The organism is Thermococcus sp. PK (genome assembly GCF_000430485.1).
GTDB classification, from domain to species: Archaea; Methanobacteriota_B; Thermococci; order Thermococcales; family Thermococcaceae; genus Thermococcus_A; species Thermococcus_A bergensis.
Window position 1 is genome coordinate 140,953 of record NZ_KE387145.1, and the last position, 17,165, is coordinate 158,117.

The window sequence follows — 17,165 nt, forward strand, 5'->3', positions numbered from 1 at the left end:
GACGTTGAGAGCAAGGAAGTTTTAGCAGTCTGGATTACGACTGTTAGAAACTGGTGGGTTGCCAGGGATTTCATTCTGGTTGTTTTAAAGTCGTGTGAAGGGCAGCCTGTCTTTCTGGTTGATCAGGGCGAGCTGGTATAAGTCTGCTTTTAAGAGTTTTGAGGTTGGGTTATCTGCATGTGACTTTCGGGCCGAGGAACAGTGTTGAGCGCTGGTTTAGGACGTTGAAGGAGAGGACGAAGCGTTTCTGGAATAATTTCAGGGGTAAAGACTGGAGGAGGGTTCATAGGTTTGTTTTTCTGTTTGCCTTCTGGTATAATTTTGTCAGAATTCATTCTAGTTTTGGTGATCCGCCTGGTGATGTTACTGAATGGCTTCAGGAGGTGATGCCCCAGTTATCCTAACAGTATCTCAGAGATATTCCAAAGCCTTCTCTGTTTTTTTATCAAAGAGGATTACTCTGTCCTCTCTGGGCACTATTGTGACTTTTTCCCCAAATCTAAAGTGCTCTTCCTCTGGGGCGAAAACTTTAACAAAAACATCACTATCGACTGCTACTGTTATTATCTGCTCCCTTCCCAGCGGCTCAAAAGAGTAAATCTCTCCTTTGATACCTTCTGCTTCTCCTCTCACTATTTCCGCGTCATGTGGTCTAAAGCCAAAAAGCACTTCTGTTATGTTAAGTTTCTTGATAATCTCCCCGTACTGCTTGGGTATTGGGATTCTGCTGTGGTATATTCTGAGCATATCTCCTTCCACTTCTGCTTCAACGAAATTCATAGGTGGGCTTCCCAAAAATCCTGCCACAAACTTATACATCGGTTTATAATATACCTCATCCGGTTCTCCAACCTGCAAGATGTTTCCGTCTTTTATAATCGCTATCCTATCAGCCATTGCAAGGGCTTCTGCCTGGTCGTGGGTTACATAAACGGCAGTAATCCCCAGCTCTTTTTGTAGCCTCTTAAGTTCTGCTCTAACTTCCAACCTTAAGAGAGCATCCAAATTGCTCAGAGGTTCATCAAGTAACAGAACATCAGGCTCTTTAACGAGTGCTCTGGCTATAGCGACTCTCTGCTGCTGACCACCACTGAGTTGCCAGGGATATCTATCTAGGAGGTGGTCTATATGGAGCATCTTCGCAACTTCCCTGACTTTCTTCTCTATTTCTTCTTTGGGGGCTTTTTTGAGCTCAAGGGGGAACGCAATGTTTTTGAAGACCTTCATATGGGGATAAAGTGCCCAGTTCTGGAAAACTAAGCCCACATTTCTGTCCTTTGGTGGGACTTCGGTAACATCTCTTTCATCAAAGTATATCTTCCCGCTTGTTGGTTTGTATATCCCGGCTATTGTGTAGAGCAGAGTTGACTTGCCACTTCCAGAGGGGCCAAGCAGAGCCATAAATTCTTTGTCTTCTATTTCCAGGGTTATGTTGTCAAGTGCCGTGAATTTTCCAAACTTTTTGGTTATTCTATCCAGGGTTATCTTAACCATCCCTTCTCACCCCTTTATCCCTCCTGAATAACCTTGGAGAAGCAACTGCTGGGCCGTTAGGAAAAATATGATGGTGGGCAGGAGATATAAAGTCCCAGCAGCAGCTATTAGCGGCATGTGTGAGTACTCAGCTTCAATATTCGCCTCTATAAATGTTGCAAGTGTCTGATCAATTAGAAATGTTCTTACGTAGATTAGGTCCTGCCAGCCTGCCAAAAATCCAAACAACGCAACTGCAAGTATTCCAGGTTTTATTAAGGGCAACATTATCTGTCGCCACACCCTTATCCTCGACGCACCATCTATTATCCCCGACCATTCGAACTCCCATGGAATTGTATCAAAGAATCCCTTCATAAGCCAAACGGACATCGGTATCTCAAGCGCTGCCCTAGCGAGAATTACATAGAAGAACGAGTATAGTCTCACAAATGAAGGTTCTTGGGGAAACGTTAGGCGGTACAGCAAATAAACACCGACAATTAAAGCAACTCCTGGAAAAGCATGGAGCATGAGGAGGAGAAGCATCATTAATTTTCTTCCCCTGAATTTCATTCTAGAAAGAGAGTACCCGGCAAGCGTGCTGATTAGGGTCACTATCCCAGAAACTCCTAAAGCAACTACAAGAGTATTCAGGGTTATTTTTAGGATGTTTTGCCTTATTCCTCCGGTTATTGCTAGTTTCCCCTGAAAAACGTTTATCCAATTTTCAATTGTTGGTCTAAACGAACTGAGGCTTAAATTGGTGACCATATCCCTGCTAAAGCTTGAAATTACTAAAAGTGCAAACCCCAGTATGAGGGGGAGGCTGGCGAAGAGTATCGTGAAGACTATTATCCACTCTCCCTTCTTTGGTCTTGTTTCAACGTCCCTCATTCTATATCACCCCTTGGCTCGTGAATCATCTTTTCAAATTGGAGCACTTTTAAGGTAACGAATCCTCCGAGAATGCCAATTATGGAAAGCAACACCGCCGCTGCAGCTGCCAAACCTTGATCCTGCTCTCCTCTTCCAAATGCAGTATTGTAAACGTAGAGTGCTAGTGTCGTGCCGTAGTCCCTGCTTACCAAGTCCCACTGGACAAGGAGGAACAGGTGGGGATAGGTCGTTAATAAACTCAGGAACTGCCAGGTTAGCACATATAGAAGGTGCCATTTCATCATTGGAACCAAGATTTTTCTGGAGATTTGCCATGCTGATGCCCCATCTACCCTCGCAGCTATAACAAGCTCCTTTGGGATCTGATTTAAAGCCGAAGTAAATACTATCATTCCAAAGCTAACTCCCACAAGGCCATTAACAAAAATGATTACGCTCCAAGCCCCCCATGGAACGATTTGACCCCATGGGATTGGTTGGGAGAGCACACCAAGCTTCATGAGAATTGAATTTAAAGTACCAATCTCGCTCCCGTGAAAGAAGTAATACCACACCAGGCTGTAAACGGCTATGGGGGACATTCTGGGCAACAACCACAGAAGTCTAATTGCCGAAGAGGATCTTTCATTTATGAAAAATGTCCCTAAAGCTAAAAGAAGACCTCCAAAGACGTTTATAATAAGGGTTATTCCCACAAAAATGATAGTAGTTAAGAGAACAGTTCTCATCAACGGGTCATGCTGGAACATATGAAAGAGCCTCTGATAATTGTAAAACCCTACAATCTCGGTCAAGTACCTTTCAATATTCCAGTTTCGCATCTTGGTAAAGCTTATGTAGACAGTGAATACTAAGGGAATCAGGTAGAATAAACCGACCATTATAATCATGGGAGAAAGAAAAAAGGAAAGGTTTCGAAGCTTTTCCCCCTTCATGTCATTCACCTCATTGAAGCGTCCAGTCCTTTGGAATCTCCCCTACTACTTCCACGTTTTGGGCTAGTTCTGGATCCGCATTGACTTTTTGTATAATGTAGTTAACACCTTCTTCTGGGGTCATGTCTCCTCTCAACACCTTGTCCACTGCCTCTTTGAAGATATCAGCCAATGCTGGGTACTTTGGATGTGCTGGAGCTAGCTTTGTGTACTCGAGCATATAACTCACATCGGCAAGGAACTTTGCGTTTATTGGGTGAACTGTTGTTGCGACAATGTCCTTTATGTTGCTCTTGACTTGAGGATCGAGATCAATGCTGAGGCTCTTCAGGTCATCGAGCCACTTCTCGTTGCTGATTAGTTCTGCGGCTTCTTTTCTAACCGGCAGGTGGGCGCTTATTACGCTGTGAATCGCATTTATATCGGGGTCGCTTGCTTTTATTACCATTAAGAATGCCAATTTGTGGTAGAGGTCTTTAAGCTCATCATACTTCGGATTTTGCTGGCCGGCTTTGGAGTTTATCATCCAAACAAACGGCTGGCTCAGAGTTACAGGCTTCAGACCCTTCTCCCCGGCTGGGAACAAAGTGTAGGTAAACCAAGCTTGGACTTCTTCGGGCTTTAATGGTCTCGGAGTGCCTTCTTTTCCATAATAGTCCTTGGTCTGCCATTCCGTCCAGTACCAAGTACCGCCTATGTCAAACAGGGTTCTGCCTTCAACTATTGCGGGGTGAATTTGCTTTGCCCAGTCCCAGCTCATTATGTCTTTGGGGAGCAAGCCATCTTGGGCGAATTTCCACTCCACATAAAGCCACTTGTAAACTGCCGGAACATCAACCACAAGCTTTCCAGAGTCTTCATTGTACAGCTTGCCACCAAAGGCGAAGATGAATTGAATTAGGTCTGGATGTGCGGATCCTTTTCTGTGTATCAATCCCCACTCCGCTGCACCGCTTTCCTTTGCTTTCTTAGCCCAGTAATAAACATCACTCCATGTGAATTCCCCGTTCTTGACTTTTTCTTCAATCCCCTCTAAGTTAAAGCCAATTTTTGCAGCTACGTCTTTTCTTATGTATAATGGCCTTGCTTCTGTATCTTGGGGCAAACCGTAAAGTTTGTCGTTGAATTTTGAAGCTTCGATTAGTGAGGGATAGAAGTCATCTATCACATTTTGATATGCGTTTGCATATTCAGTTATATCGAGAATGTAGCCTTCATCTGCGAGAGTTGGCAGGAATGCATAAGAGTTCACAAAGAAATCGCCAGCCTGTCCTAGAGGCTGTTTGCTGAGATATTCTTGGTACGCATCTTGGAAAGAGGCAACATAGTGTATGTCTGTTATCGTTATTTTTACGTTGACTTCATTCTCCTCCCAAACCTTATTTATTCTTCTCGCCGCTTCTACAATTCCGTAAACTCTCATTACACTGTTGGGGTCTCCAGACCCCCATGCAGAGAATTTTACCTCATTTATCCCGTTGCTTTCAAGTGTCCTGCCTATCGCCAAGATATCTTTTGTGAAGTCCCCTGTTAACTCAACGCCTGTAGTTTCGGTCTCTGAGCTTTCCTGTGAACCAATGCACCCACTGGCGATTACTCCAACAAGCACAACTATTGCCAGTAATATACCTACTTTTGCCTTCATAACCACCACCTGAAAAAAACTTTGGGATTTTAAGATGCCAAAATCGGCATAGGCTTATTGTAATCTTGCAGGGCTATCAACGACATTTTGGAAGGGAACTTTTATAACTTTTATGTAACATTAACTCGTTTTGGCGTATGCATCACCGAAAGTGTTATATATGATTCATAAAAGATTATATACCAAAAAATATTTAACACATGTAAAATAATAGTACTGGGGTGGGAGTATGGTTCGTGTTGTGATACTAGGTCAAGGATACGTAGGGAGCATTTTTGCTCTTGGAGTCGAGAGGATAAAAACAGGGGAGCTTGGCTACTATGGAATTCCTCTCCAGAACGAGCTCCCAATAAAAGTTGAGGACATAGAAATCGTTGGAAGCTACGATGTTGATAAAAACAAAATAGGAAAGTCTCTATATGAGGTAGTGAAGAGCTACTGGGATGATAAAATCCCGGAGACCCTCAAGAGCGTAATTGTAAGAAAAGGAATTCATCTTAAAAGCCTGAGAAACCTACCTATAGAGGCCGAAGGGCTTGAAGACAGCATGACACTCAAAGAAGCCGTTGAAAAGCTTGTTGAAGAATGGAAAGAACTTGATGTTGATGTGATAGTAAACGTTTGTACCACAGAGGCTTTTGTTCCGTTTGGAAATAAAGAGGAGCTTGTAAAGGCTATTGAAAACGACGAGAGGGAAAGATTAACTGCGACTCAAGTTTATGCTTATGCTGCCGCTCTGTATGCAAAGGAAAGAGGGGGAGCGGCTTTTGTAAACGCTATCCCTACTCTCATAGCAAACGACCCTGCGTTTGTGGAGCTTGCTAAAGAGAACAACCTGGTGGTTTTTGGTGACGACGGAGCTACAGGAGCAACTCCATTAACAGCTGACATCCTGTCTCATCTAGCTCAAAGAAACAGATACGTGAGGGATATAGCTCAGTTCAATATCGGTGGTAACACAGATTTCTTGGCTTTAACAGATAAAGAGAGAAACAAGAGCAAGGAGTTCACTAAGTCAAGTGTAGTTAAAGACCTCCTCGGCTATGAGGCGCCCCACTACATCAAACCAACGGGGTTCCTTGAGCCGCTTGGAGACAAAAAGTTCATTGCTATGCACATTGAGTACGTCAGCTTCAATGGAGCAGTGGATGAGCTTGTGATAACTGGAAGAATTAACGATAGCCCAGCTTTGGCAGGATTGCTGGTTGATTTAGTGAGATTGGGCAAAATAGCAATAGAGAAGAAGGAGTTCGGAACCGTCTATGAGGTCAACGCTTTCTACATGAAGAACCCCGGACCACAAGAGAAAGGCAACATCCCAAGGATAATAGCCCATGAAAAGATGAGAATGTGGGCGGGGCTAAAGCCAAAGTGGCTCTAGCTCTTTAGCTTTTCTTTTAATATCCTCTTTGCAACTTCAAGCACTTCCTCTGGAGTTTTCTTAAAGCCTCCACCTCTTGCTAGGATTTCACTTCCGCCTCCACCGCCACCAACTTCTCTGAGCACCTCTTTGAGGAGTTCATTCATGGAGATGCCTTTCGTGTCTTTGTTCTTTGCAAAAATCGCGTAATTTTTCCCAACTGCCAAGACCATCGTGTTGGGGTTTTTATCCACAAGGTGCACAATAAACGCTTGTGCGTCTTTCATGTCCATTGACTCAATGTAAGAGATTACTTTTATTCCGTCAATCTCATCAGCATTGGAAAGCAGTGCCTTGCCTTTCCACTCCCAAAGCTCTCTCCTCAGTTCAACTTTTTCTTTTTCAGCGTTTTCGAGCTCTTGTTTTAGCTCTTCAATTCTATCGGTTAGAGGCCTGTTCTTATTAGGCATCTTATCTAGGCTTTCCCAGTAATCCTGCAGGAGCCTGTCCAGATATATTAGCGCCCTATATCCACAGGCGAACTCTATACGCCAGATGTTTTTGGTTTTTCTGTAGAAGTTAAGGACTTTTATGAAGCCAACCTCTCCAGTATTTTTTACGTGAGTTCCTCCACAGGGAATTAGATCAACGTCTCCTATTTTCACCACCCGGATTTTTCCCGATATATCCTCGGGTAGGGATTTTCTAAGAGCCGATCTTACCTCTTCGGGAAGCTCCTCATATTCTTCAACCTCTACTGGAATGTTTGCCCAAACGACTTCATTGGCCTCAAGCTCTGCAGCAAGGATGTGTTCCCAAGTTAATTCCTCATCAAAATTGATCTCAATCTTGTTGTATTCCGGGAATATCTGGAATCCAGTAGTATCGCTGTTGTACATCCTCTTCAAGATTGCAGAAAGAATGTGCTGACCGGTATGCTGTCTCATGTTTTCATATCTCCATTCCCAGTCAAGCTCAAGCTTTACTTCCTCTCCTTTCTCTGGGATCCTCCCTTTGAGCGTCCCTTCATGCCAGATTTCATTTTTTCCCTCAACCTTTTCAACTTCAATTCTAAAGCCGTTTCCTTTTATCACACCTCTGTCACTGGGTTGTCCGCCGCCTTCAGGATAAAATATCGTCCTATCAAGCAGCACTCTGGCTTTATTCTCTTTAACCTCAATGTCCATTATCTTTGCAGAAGCTTCCATTAGATAGGGGTTGGTATAGAACAACTTGAGCGTCACATTTCTCACCAGAGAAGAATCTCAATAAAAAGATAAAAAGCTAACTAAGGTTGAGCTTTGGCTTCGAGGATTGCCTTAACTCTCTTCAACCTGAAGAAGTTTTCCCTCTCCATCTCATCAAGATGCTGGCTTATGTATTTCACAGTTTCTTTCATTCTTGGGATGATGATATATTCTAAGGCGTTGACCCTTCTTTTTGTCTTTTCAATCTCTCTGGCAAGCCTCTTTAGCGTTTCTTCAACTTCTGCCAGCCTTATCGCCAGCTCAAGAACCTCTTCAAATTTTTCCGATGCGACATCAACTTTGGAGGAACTTGAAACAAACGCATAACCTCTCTCGCTGGGATCTCTCTTAAACCCCTCCGCCTCAATTAGGGGCACGGGTACTCCCATAATGTTCCTTCTTTTAATATCTATTTCTTTATTTGGTCTTACGCTAAGGGCTATCTCGCTGAGTCTGACAATTCCCATGTCTATCTCAGCCAATCTAAGCTGCTCAAACGCTTCTGCTATTTTCTGGTTGAGCTCTCTTCTCAGTGCTAGGGCTTCATCGTATATGGTGAAGAATTCCATAATAAGGGCATCCTGCTTTTCCTTGAGAATTTTATGTCCTTTTTCAGCCAGCTTTATTCTTCTCTTTAGTCTCAAAAGCTCCATTCTGGTTGGCTTGACCTTTAGTATCTTTGCCATTCAGCTCACCTCAAAATAAAGAAGTTAAGAGGAGTGCCTGTATTTTGGATGGTACTTCTCTATGTACTTCCTCTCTACTCTCTTGAGCTCTGACTCTGGCAGTATTGACAGGAGATCCCATCCAAGGTCTAGGGTTTCAAAGATTCCTCTGTCTTCATCGTATCCCTGGGCGACGAACTCTCTCTCGAACCTGTCTGCGAATTGAAGGTACTTTCTATCGGTCTCGCTCAGAGCTTCTTCACCCACAACCGCTACAAGGTCTCTAAGGCTTCTACCTTCCGCATAAGCCGCATAGAGCTGCTGGCTTAGCTGGGAGTGGTCTTCTCTTGTTCTTCCTTTTCCGATACCGTCCTTCATCAATCTGCTAAGGCTTGGAAGGACGTCAATTGGTGGGTAAATACCTTTTCTATGAAGGTCTCTGCTCAAAACTATCTGTCCCTCGGTGATATATCCCGTAAGGTCCGGAATTGGGTGGGTAATGTCATCGTCAGGCATCGTGAGTATTGGCATCTGGGTTATGCTTCCCTTTCTTCCCCTGACTCTACCGGCTCTCTCATAAATAGTTGCAAGGTCAGTGTACATGTAACCCGGATAACCTCTTCTTCCGGGGACTTCCTCTCTTGCCGCTGAAATTTCACGCAGGGCTTCTGCATAGTTGGTCATATCCGTTAAGATAACCAGAACCTGCATGTCATAGTCAAAAGCTAGATATTCAGCAACGGTAAGGGCCATTCTCGGGGTGATGATACGCTCAATTGCTGGATCATCTGCGAGGTTAAGGAAGAGGACTGCTCTCTCAATTGCTCCAGTCTCTTCAAAGCTCTTTTTGAAGAAGTTTGCCTCTTCATAGGTGATACCCATTGCTGCAAATACCACAGCGAACTGCTCTTCCTCACCCAAGACCTTCGCCTGTCTTGCAATCTGAGCGGCGAGCATGTTGTGGGGCAAACCGCTACCGCTGAATATGGGAAGCTTTTGACCCCTAACCAGAGTGTTCATTCCATCTATTGCCGAGATACCGGTTTGAATGAAGTCCCTTGGATAAGCTCTTGCTACAGGGTTCAACGGGGCTCCGTGGACATCTCTTCTATCCTCTGGGATTATCTCTGGGCCACCGTCTATTGGCTCACCAATACCGTTGAATATTCTTCCAAGCATGTCCATTGACACTGGAACCTTGAGAGTCTCTCCTGTGAATCTAACCCTTGTTGTTTTGACATCGAGGTCTCTTGTTCCCTCGAAAACCTGGACGATTGCCAAGTCTTCTCTCGCTTCCAAGACTTGTCCTTTTCTTTTCTCTCCGCCTTCGACTTCTATTTCTACAACTTCACCATAGGCTACCCCTTTAACGCCCTGAACTATCATCAAAGGACCGTAAATCTTGCTTATTGTGGAGTATTCCATCCCGGGCATCTTTATCACTCCCCGTATTTCTTAAAGAGCTCCTCAAATTGTTCTTCTGTCTTCTTCATTAGTGAAGCTATTTCTTCAACGTCTGGGATGTACTTCATTCTTCCTATCTCCTCTCTAACAGGGAGCTTTGCGATTTCCTCCACTGGAATTCCGGCGTCTATGGCTCTCATGGTATGGTGGTAGAAGTTGAGTATGACTCTCATCATTGTTATTTGCTTCTTTGGAGAGCAGTATGTATCAACCTCGTGGAAAGCATCCTGCTGGAGGTAATCCTCTCTAATCATTCTTGCCACAAGGAGGATAGCCCTTTCTCTCTCTGGCAGTGCATCTGGACCAACTATTCTAACTATTTCCTCAAGCTCCGATTCCTTCTGCAGGAGTGCCATTGCCTCATCTCTCATCGCTTTCCATTCTGGATCGACGTTCTTATGCCACCAGTCTTTTATGGAGTCCACATAGAGGGAATAGCTCGTAAGCCAGTTAATTGCCGGGAAGTGCCTCCTTCTTGCCAGATCAGCATCAAGCGCCCAGAATACCTTAACCACTCTAAGGGTGTTCTGTACGACAGGATCGCTCAGGTCACCACCCGGCGGTGAAACGGCTCCGATAACACTAACGCTTCCAATTCTGTCGTCACTTCCCAATGTCTTTACTCTTCCAGCCCTTTCGTAAAATTCAGCTATCTTCGAAGCGAGATAAGCTGGGTAACCCTCTTCACCGGGCATTTCCTCAAGTCTTCCCGAGATTTCTCTCAAAGCCTCAGCCCATCTTGATGTTGAATCTGCCATTAAAGCCACGTTATAACCCATGTCTCTGAAGTACTCGGCTATTGTGATTCCCGTATAGATGGAGGCTTCTCTCGCGGCAACTGGCATGTTGGATGTGTTTGCTATGAGAACGGTTCTCTCCATCAGCGGCTTGCCTGTCCTTGGGTCTTTGAGCTTGGGGAACTCTTCAAGAACATCCGTCATCTCATTTCCTCTCTCACCGCAACCAATGTATACTACAACTTCAGCGTCACTCCACTTGGCCAACTGGTGCTGTGTTACCGTCTTTCCACTTCCAAATGGTCCCGGAATTGCAGCGGTTCCTCCTTTTGCCTGTGGGAAGAAAGTATCGATGGTTCTCTGACCGGTAATCAACGGAATCTCCGGCGGAAGCTTCTCTTTGTATGGTCTTTTAACTCTGACGGGCCATCTTTGGTACATCTTAAGCTCCTTTATCTCTCCATCCGGAGTTTTAACCTTTGCAATAACTTCTTCTATCGTGTATTCTCCTTCTTCAGCAATCTCTACAATCTCACCCTCAATTCCGGGTGGAACCATTATTTTGTGCTCTATAATGCTCGTTTCGGGGACAACACCAATTATGTCTCCGCTGACGACTTTATCGCCTACCTTTACCTTTGGTGTGAAGTGCCACTTTTTGTCCCTCGGCAATGCTGGAGCTGTAATTCCTCTTCCAATAAAGTCTCCGCTTTTCTCTCTCAAGATTTCGAGAGGTCTCTGTATTCCATCATAGATTGAAGTTAACAACCCTGGACCAAGCTCAACGCTCAAAGAGGCTCCAGTTCCGACAACGGGTTCGCCGGGCTTAACACCTGCAGTTTCCTCATAAACCTGAATAACAGCCTTGTCTCCTTCCAATCTAATTATCTCTCCAATAAGCCCAAGTTCCCCAACTCTAACGACCTCATACATTCTCGAGCCTCTCATTTCATCAGCTACGACCAGTGGTCCGGTAACTCTAATTATCCTTCCCATGTTTTTCACCTCTTTATCTCTACACCTATGGCTTTTCTAACGATTTCCCTCAATTGTTCCTCACCATAGAGTGACCCATACTTATCAGGAATTTGAAGGATTATCGGGAACGTCACATCAGGAATTTCGATTTTTTGAGCTAGCCGTTCAGTTATCAGAATTACACCAATATCTTCCCTTTCTACGAGCTCTTTTAACTTGTTTTTTGCTCTTTCTAACTCCTGAATAGTTTCTTCAAACGAATACGCCTCGTGAACTCCTGCAAGCCTAAAGCCAAGTGTGGTATCCTTATCTCCAAGAACCACTATTTTCATGGCAGTTCACCTACTACTCTCTTTATGATTTCTGGCTTTGCCCCGTCCTCTATTAGCTTTGTTACGGCTTTGAGCTTCCGTATTTCGCTTTCTTTTTGGAGGATGTAGTTCAATGGCACTGCAATGCTTAGAGGATAGAACCTCGTCAGCTCCGCCATTCTTTGAAGTATGTACCTATCAAATGCCTTTTCAAATGCCGAAATATCCTCCAGTATCTCTTCTCTGTGCTCCCTTATTATCCCCGAGTACTCTGTGGAGTCTAACTCTGCCAGAACCATCTCGACATCTTCCATGTTTGCAAGAGCTTCGAGAGTCTTTCTCTTGACCTTACCACCGGGTATCAGAGAATCTCTAAGCTTATCTGCCCCTAGCCCATGAGCTTTTCCCCTAAGTATCGTGCTTAGGTTTATCTTGTCGATTTTTAGCTTCACAAACTCCTGCAAAATTTTCTTTTCCTCATCTTTTCTTGTGGCTGCATATTTGGAGAGCTTCAGATAGTGGTTTTTGTAAAGTTCTGTTTCAAACTCCTCTGGTGTTATCTCCTTCAATAGAAGCTTTTGATAGGGTTCCTCATACTCTGTGCCTTCCAGTATAACGAGTATTTCTTCGAGGCTCTTTGCGTCGGCAATGGCCTTCACTTTTTCAACCATTGTGCCAATTTCGCTTATGTAATCCCTAGCTACTTCTCCCCTTAGCTTTGCTTTAACAGAAGAAGTTATGTTCCTAACGTCCCATTCTTCAAGCAGAAGCTTAAAGAACTCTCTGCTTCTCTTAGGGAGAATCCTATAGAAGAGCTCATATGTATCAGCAAGAGCCCTGTCAAGAGCCCTGTCTATGCTTTCGGAGTTCAAAACCGGAAGAGAGGTTAAGTATGGTTTGTAATCGCTGTCCTCAAGGTTCATGATAAAGTTATTCAGAGTCTTTGATTCCGCTAACTCGTTGAACTTCTGCTCTGTGAAAAGCCTCGCCTCCATTGCTCTGATTCTGGCGTTTGGGTATGAATATGGAGTGTACTTCCACAAAATTTGTCCTGTTTTGTAGGCTACCCATGTAAATATGACCGCCAGACTGGTGTCAAGAATTGCTGTTATGGTGCTTACTTCCACTTTCCTCACCCAAACAGGGTTTTTGCTATTCTAGAGCGGAGATCACTTTGGAATCTCTCCATCCTTGCTTCAAACGTGTTATCTATTCTTATGCTTCCGTCGGAGTTGTATATTACTACTCCCCCTATGGTCTCTATCGGTGTTCCTATGCCTATTTCAATGTCCTTTCCGAGCCTCTCTTTTGCCTCCTTCTTAATGTCGTCCAAGTGTTTTTCCAGCAAAGCGAGAGTTTCTTTGTTTGAAGCAACGACAACTTTTTCTTCTCCAAGTTCTCTGATTCCCTGGATTATCAAATCTTTGAGAACTTCAAGGTACTCCCCTTCTGGTATTGAAGTTAATCTGTCTTTTAGTGCCTTTAAAACCTCATTAATGAGCTCTTCCTGAAGTGCAAGCTTCTTCCTTCTAACTTCAAGCTTGGCATTGGCGATTATTCTCTGCTTCTCAAGCTCTGCCTGTGTTTGAGCTTTTCTAAGTATCCATTCGGCTTTGGCCTTTGCTCTTTTTTCGGCCTCTTTTCTAAGCTCTTCTGCAGTCTTTTCTGCCTCTTCTAAGATGTACTTTATTTTCAGCTCTGCCTCCCTGTTGATCTCTTCGATAATTAGCTTTGCTCCTTCCATTGAGGATTCCTCCTGGTAATAATAGGGAGAAGGCTCAGAAGCCAACTCCCGTAATTATGAGGATCAAAGCCCCAACGAAACCAAAGATTGCCATTGTCTCGGCCATAGCGGCAAATATAATCGCTTGGGTGAATGTCTTGGGGTTCTTTGAAACTGCTCCAATTCCAGCTGAAGCTATTATACCCTGGGGAATTGCTGAGAGGCCGGTTAATCCAACGGTTAAACCTGCTCCCAAAAGAATGGCTGCTTTAATGATGTTTTCTGTGGTAGTTTCGGCGAACTTAAATCCTCCTCCAAGTATACCTGACACGAGAGCAATTAGGAACAGGGTTATTAACCCATAGATACTCTGAGTCATTGGGAGACCTTGTAACATAAGCGCGTTTCTAAAGTTCTTTTCATCCTCTGCAACTGCTCCTGCTGCTGCAGCTCCAGCAATTCCAACACCAAATGAAGAGGCTGCTCCAGCTATACCTGCCGCAAGTGCGGCACCCAATGCAACGTAAACTATTGGCTCCATTTTCCTTACACCTCCTAAATCTCTAATTCAAGCTCAGATACTTCTCTTTTAGCTTTAAAGGGTTCAAACCTCTTACCTTCACCTGAGTAAAACGTTCCAAAAAATTCAACATAATGCAAACGTAAAGCGTGAACAAACGCTCCAAGAGCGTTTATTGCCGTTGAAAAGATATGTCCCCCGACAAACACTACAAGACCGATCACTATGCCCAAAGGCACCGGACCTATTTTAATACCCCATATCATTGCCACTATTATGTTTATTACCATCGCTATTCCTGCCGTTGCCAATGCTAATGCCATTAGCCTAGCGTAGCTCAGCCAGTTACCGATGAAGCCAAAGAAGTCTGAGATTGTCATCAATAGTCTCATAAGGACTGGAAGGTCACTCTTGAACTCTGAGATTACGAAGAGAGCAACACCCGGCACTAAAAAGACCTCTCCCAGTAGGGTACTCGTGAATCCTGCCATTGAAAGCGCAAGGAATACCACCCCCAAAATTATGAGCATCCATGGAAGCTGCTCTAACACTGCGCTAACGGTTTCTTTGTTCTTTACTTTAACTATGAATCCCAATGTATAACCGATAAAGAGGTGAAGCAGTCCAATTGCCAATGCCAGTCCCAGGACAATCAATGCTTCCCTCATTGGATCCAACATTGCTGGCACGTTGATTCCTGCTCTCTGGAAAGCATCTCCAAAGTAACTGCCAAAGAGGACTCCCAGCACCATAGTGAAGAGAGCACTCCAGAGAAGAATATTGGAGAACCTGTAAACACCGTCGTTGAGCTTTTTGTGTCCCATTATAAGCAGCGCAGCGACTATTGCTATTATTAGCCCATACATAAAGTCCGTCAACATGAAGCCAAAGAAAAACGAATACGTGAAAGCCAGTATTGGTGTTGGATCAAGTTCATTGTATTTTGGAACACCGAACATTTCGGTCAGCATTTCGAAGGGCTCAATGAATTTAGGATTCTTCAGTTTTACAGGTATTTCATCGAGCTCCTCTGGTGTTGGTGGCCTTATATTTACGTAGATTTTGCCGTGAGATATTTTGTTAAGGCCTTCAACGATTTTAGGAACATATTTTTTCGGCAGCCACCCAGTAAGAGCAAAAGTCATGTTTGTTCTTACTAAATTGCTTAACATGTTTGCTTTGTCCCTTTCATTCTCCATGAGTTCTTGGTAGAAGACCAACTCATCGTGATACTTTTCAGCGAGAGATTTTGCCTCTTTTTCTGCTGCTTCCAGTTCCTTATTGAGCCGTGCGATTTCTTCTTGAAGCTCTGCTATAGCCTCTTTTGGCTTTCCTCTTACTTCAGGGACTTCAATTCTTTCAAATGAGTACTTCGCAAGAATTGGATTGGCTTTGTCGTAGTCTCTATTCAACAGGGCAACTACAACAAAAACTTTTCCCTTTAAATCTCTCGAAACATACGCTAATCTATCATTGAGGGCTTTTTTTAGTTCTTCAATCAAGGGCAAAAACTTGTCTTTTTCAACAAACCCCACAACTATTTCAACGCTTTTCGTAGGTTTGAGGTATTCTATCTCAATGTCCAATGCTGAGAGCAATTCTAAGGTTTCTATTTCCGTTTTTAGCCTTTCTATTTCAGTATTTAAAGAAGATATCTTGCTCTCAATGTTTTTTATTTCCGGCTCGGCATTTTCGAGAAAGCTCTCGATTTCCTTTATCAGGTTCTCGATTCCTCTGTATTTGTATTTTCTCTTTGGTTTTAATTCTGGAAAAATGAATCCTTTAATGCCGCCTTGTTCCTGTTTTTTATATAATTTCAAAAACTCTATAAGGCGGGAAAGACTAATGGTATATGACGCAGCCTTCCTATAGAACTCATTTGGAGCGTCTTTCTGGGCAACATCTACATCAATTTCCCGAATCTCTAGGACGCCTTGCTCATGGAGATAAGTCAAGATAGAATCCTTATATCTGTTTAGACTCAACACTTCTATCTTGACCATCTCTTCTGGCTTGAACATTTTTCATCTCCCTCTAATGAGCTTTATTGCTTCTTCAATTGCCTGTTCGAAGTTTTGTGTTGCCTTAATCCTTATCTCCTCAAGCTCTTTTTCGCCCTCTTCAGAAATCTTTTTTGCTTCCTGCTCACCTTCCAATCTTTTTGCTTCGATAAGAGAATTCGCCTGCTCTTGGGCTTCTTTTAGTATTTCTTCCTCAATTTTTTTGGCTTCTTCTTTTGCACGGTTTATTATCATCTTTGCTTCTTCTTTTGCTTTTTCAATCCTCTCTTCGGCTTTTTTTTCAGCATCCACAATTTCTTTAATGATTGTCTCCATGAGAAGCCCTCCAATGAATTTAATGAAAGTAACCAGTACAAAGGAGTGTTAAGTAAACGCTTTAAATAATTTATGCTCAAAGGTGCACAAAATAGAACAGAAAAGGTGAAAATTTTTGTATAAATGATAAAACAATAAAAAGGATTCATAGATTAGTTTTGAACATACTTCAAGTCTGGTCTTTACTGTTTTTCTTCTGTTCAAAGATCTTTTTGATTTCGTTTAGAACTGAATTTTTGGCAAAAACAACCACTTCACCCTTTTTAGGCAGTTTCGTGTCTCCTGAGGGGATTGTTAAGTTCCCCTTTTCATCATATATTGCCACTATAAGGGAGTCCCTTGGCAAGTTGAGGTCTTTTACTGATTTTTCTGAAATTTCACTCTCATCATCCAAACGGAACTTAACGATTTCTGCTCCTTCTCTAGGGAACAAAACCCTATCAAACCCTGGAGTTGTCAAACTCCTGAAGATGTAGTTAGCTGCTATTTCCTCCGGGCTTATAACTACATCAAAGTATTTTTTTAGATCCTCAACTCTTTCAAAGACTTCCTTATTTTTCGGTTTACTTATCCTGAGAACTGTCTTTATCTCAGGATTTAGGTGCTTTGCGAGAATGCACGCTAATATGTTTGCGTCATCTCTTCCAGTTAATGCCGCAAAAGCATCTGCCTGCTTCACATTAGCCTCTTCTAAGGTCTTATGATCCGTTGCATCTCCCTCAATCACAAGGCCATTAATAAGGAAGGAGAGCTCTTTGGCTCTCTCCTTGTCTATGTCAATTATTGTGACGTCGTGCCCTTCGTTTTCCAGCATCTTAGCTACAAGGTATCCAACCCTTCCGGCCCCCATTATCACAATAAACATCTACTC

At 43.4% G+C, this 17,165-nt stretch carries 16 protein-coding genes and 1 pseudogene; 2 read left to right on the forward strand and 15 right to left on the reverse strand.

Annotation, left to right across the window (positions count from 1 at the left end):
• Positions 1 to 404 (forward strand): annotated as a pseudogene (locus THEPK_RS12435) (IS6-like element ISPfu1 family transposase); the annotation flags it as partial.
• A gap of 7 nt (positions 405 to 411) precedes the next feature.
• Here THEPK_RS12435 and THEPK_RS00765 read toward each other — a convergent pair.
• The 4 genes from THEPK_RS00765 to THEPK_RS00780 are packed head-to-tail and all read right to left on the reverse strand — an operon-like array spanning position 412 to position 4,953.
• Positions 412 to 1,494 carry an ABC transporter ATP-binding protein gene (locus THEPK_RS00765; protein ID WP_042697091.1) on the reverse strand — a complete coding sequence of 361 codons (1,083 nt, stop codon included), beginning with the start codon at positions 1,492 to 1,494 and terminating at the stop codon, positions 412 to 414.
• Positions 1,495 to 1,500: 6 nt separating this feature from the next.
• The gene (locus THEPK_RS00770; protein ID WP_042697094.1) at positions 1,501 to 2,370 is read right to left on the reverse strand and encodes a carbohydrate ABC transporter permease; all 870 of its coding nucleotides are present in this window, start codon (positions 2,368 to 2,370) and stop codon (positions 1,501 to 1,503) included.
• Positions 2,367 to 3,308 (reverse strand): carbohydrate ABC transporter permease, encoded by a 942-nt coding sequence (locus THEPK_RS00775; protein ID WP_042697097.1) that lies wholly within the window; start codon positions 3,306 to 3,308, stop codon positions 2,367 to 2,369. The genes THEPK_RS00770 and THEPK_RS00775 overlap by 4 nt, the downstream gene beginning before the upstream one ends.
• A gap of 10 nt (positions 3,309 to 3,318) precedes the next feature.
• Complete coding sequence (locus tag THEPK_RS00780) at positions 3,319 to 4,953, reverse strand: ABC transporter substrate-binding protein (protein ID WP_042697100.1); 1,635 nt, start codon at positions 4,951 to 4,953, stop codon at positions 3,319 to 3,321.
• Between the two features lie 229 nt (positions 4,954 to 5,182).
• Here THEPK_RS00780 and THEPK_RS00785 point away from each other — a divergent pair, with 229 nt between their 5' ends.
• Complete coding sequence (locus THEPK_RS00785) at positions 5,183 to 6,334, forward strand: inositol-3-phosphate synthase (RefSeq protein ID WP_042697103.1); 1,152 nt, start codon at positions 5,183 to 5,185, stop codon at positions 6,332 to 6,334.
• Here THEPK_RS00785 and THEPK_RS00790 read toward each other — a convergent pair.
• The 11 genes from THEPK_RS00790 to THEPK_RS00840 all read right to left on the reverse strand — a co-directional run bounded on the left by THEPK_RS00790 (position 6,331) and on the right by THEPK_RS00840 (position 17,159).
• On the reverse strand, positions 6,331 to 7,557 hold the full coding sequence (locus THEPK_RS00790) for an alanyl-tRNA editing protein (RefSeq protein ID WP_042697106.1): 1,227 nt from the start codon (positions 7,555 to 7,557) through the stop codon (positions 6,331 to 6,333). The two genes, THEPK_RS00785 and THEPK_RS00790, sit on opposite strands and share 4 nt — an antisense overlap.
• Positions 7,558 to 7,601: 44 nt before the next feature.
• A complete protein-coding gene (locus THEPK_RS00795; protein ID WP_042697109.1) occupies positions 7,602 to 8,246 on the reverse strand; it encodes a V-type ATP synthase subunit D in 645 nt (214 codons plus the stop codon).
• Positions 8,247 to 8,270: 24 nt separating this feature from the next.
• Positions 8,271 to 9,659, reverse strand: coding sequence for an ATP synthase subunit B (locus THEPK_RS00800; RefSeq protein WP_042697111.1), 1,389 nt, complete (start codon positions 9,657 to 9,659; stop codon positions 8,271 to 8,273).
• A gap of 5 nt (positions 9,660 to 9,664) precedes the next feature.
• Positions 9,665 to 11,422 (reverse strand): ATP synthase subunit A, encoded by a 1,758-nt coding sequence (locus THEPK_RS00805; protein WP_042697114.1) that lies wholly within the window; start codon positions 11,420 to 11,422, stop codon positions 9,665 to 9,667.
• Between the two features lie 5 nt (positions 11,423 to 11,427).
• The gene (locus THEPK_RS00810; protein WP_004066677.1) at positions 11,428 to 11,736 is read right to left on the reverse strand and encodes a V-type ATP synthase subunit F; all 309 of its coding nucleotides are present in this window, start codon (positions 11,734 to 11,736) and stop codon (positions 11,428 to 11,430) included.
• Complete coding sequence (locus THEPK_RS00815; RefSeq protein WP_004066674.1) at positions 11,733 to 12,842, reverse strand: V-type ATP synthase subunit C; 1,110 nt, start codon at positions 12,840 to 12,842, stop codon at positions 11,733 to 11,735. Before THEPK_RS00815 ends, THEPK_RS00810 begins: the two co-directional genes overlap by 4 nt.
• A gap of 5 nt (positions 12,843 to 12,847) precedes the next feature.
• A complete protein-coding gene (locus tag THEPK_RS00820) occupies positions 12,848 to 13,459 on the reverse strand; it encodes a V-type ATP synthase subunit E (protein ID WP_042697117.1) in 612 nt (203 codons plus the stop codon).
• 34 nt (positions 13,460 to 13,493) lie between these two features.
• Positions 13,494 to 13,979, reverse strand: a complete 486-nt coding sequence (locus tag THEPK_RS00825; protein WP_042697120.1) for an ATP synthase subunit K — start codon at positions 13,977 to 13,979, stop codon at positions 13,494 to 13,496.
• A 14-nt stretch (positions 13,980 to 13,993) separates the two neighbouring features.
• Positions 13,994 to 15,979 carry a V-type ATP synthase subunit I gene (locus THEPK_RS00830; protein ID WP_042697122.1) on the reverse strand — a complete coding sequence of 662 codons (1,986 nt, stop codon included), beginning with the start codon at positions 15,977 to 15,979 and terminating at the stop codon, positions 13,994 to 13,996.
• A gap of 3 nt (positions 15,980 to 15,982) precedes the next feature.
• Positions 15,983 to 16,294 carry a V-type ATP synthase subunit H gene (locus THEPK_RS00835; protein ID WP_042697124.1) on the reverse strand — a complete coding sequence of 104 codons (312 nt, stop codon included), beginning with the start codon at positions 16,292 to 16,294 and terminating at the stop codon, positions 15,983 to 15,985.
• Between the two features lie 169 nt (positions 16,295 to 16,463).
• The gene (locus THEPK_RS00840) at positions 16,464 to 17,159 is read right to left on the reverse strand and encodes a potassium channel family protein (protein ID WP_042697126.1); all 696 of its coding nucleotides are present in this window, start codon (positions 17,157 to 17,159) and stop codon (positions 16,464 to 16,466) included.
• Positions 17,160 to 17,165 lie beyond the last annotated feature (6 nt).

Excerpts from the sequence above, each read along its gene's own strand:
- THEPK_RS00835 (WP_042697124.1), bottom strand. The coding sequence starts at position 16,294 with ATGGAGACAATCATTAAAGAAATTGTGGATGCTGAAAAAAAAGCCGAA.
- THEPK_RS00795 (WP_042697109.1), bottom strand. The coding sequence starts at position 8,246 with ATGGCAAAGATACTAAAGGTCAAGCCAACCAGAATGGAGCTTTTGAGA.
- THEPK_RS00810 (WP_004066677.1), bottom strand. The coding sequence starts at position 11,736 with ATGAAAATAGTGGTTCTTGGAGATAAGGATACCACACTTGGCTTTAGG.
- THEPK_RS00805 (WP_042697114.1), bottom strand. The coding sequence starts at position 11,422 with ATGGGAAGGATAATTAGAGTTACCGGACCACTGGTCGTAGCTGATGAA.
- THEPK_RS00820 (WP_042697117.1), bottom strand. The coding sequence starts at position 13,459 with ATGGAAGGAGCAAAGCTAATTATCGAAGAGATCAACAGGGAGGCAGAG.
- THEPK_RS00800 (WP_042697111.1), bottom strand. The coding sequence starts at position 9,659 with ATGCCCGGGATGGAATACTCCACAATAAGCAAGATTTACGGTCCTTTG.
- THEPK_RS00830 (WP_042697122.1), bottom strand. The coding sequence starts at position 15,979 with ATGTTCAAGCCAGAAGAGATGGTCAAGATAGAAGTGTTGAGTCTAAAC.
- THEPK_RS00765 (WP_042697091.1), bottom strand. The coding sequence starts at position 1,494 with ATGGTTAAGATAACCCTGGATAGAATAACCAAAAAGTTTGGAAAATTC.
- THEPK_RS00780 (WP_042697100.1), bottom strand. The coding sequence starts at position 4,953 with ATGAAGGCAAAAGTAGGTATATTACTGGCAATAGTTGTGCTTGTTGGA.
- THEPK_RS00775 (WP_042697097.1), bottom strand. The coding sequence starts at position 3,308 with ATGAAGGGGGAAAAGCTTCGAAACCTTTCCTTTTTTCTTTCTCCCATG.
- THEPK_RS00825 (WP_042697120.1), bottom strand. The coding sequence starts at position 13,979 with ATGGAGCCAATAGTTTACGTTGCATTGGGTGCCGCACTTGCGGCAGGT.
- THEPK_RS00785 (WP_042697103.1), top strand. The coding sequence starts at position 5,183 with ATGGTTCGTGTTGTGATACTAGGTCAAGGATACGTAGGGAGCATTTTT.
- THEPK_RS00840 (WP_042697126.1), bottom strand. The coding sequence starts at position 17,159 with ATGTTTATTGTGATAATGGGGGCCGGAAGGGTTGGATACCTTGTAGCT.
- THEPK_RS00770 (WP_042697094.1), bottom strand. The coding sequence starts at position 2,370 with ATGAGGGACGTTGAAACAAGACCAAAGAAGGGAGAGTGGATAATAGTC.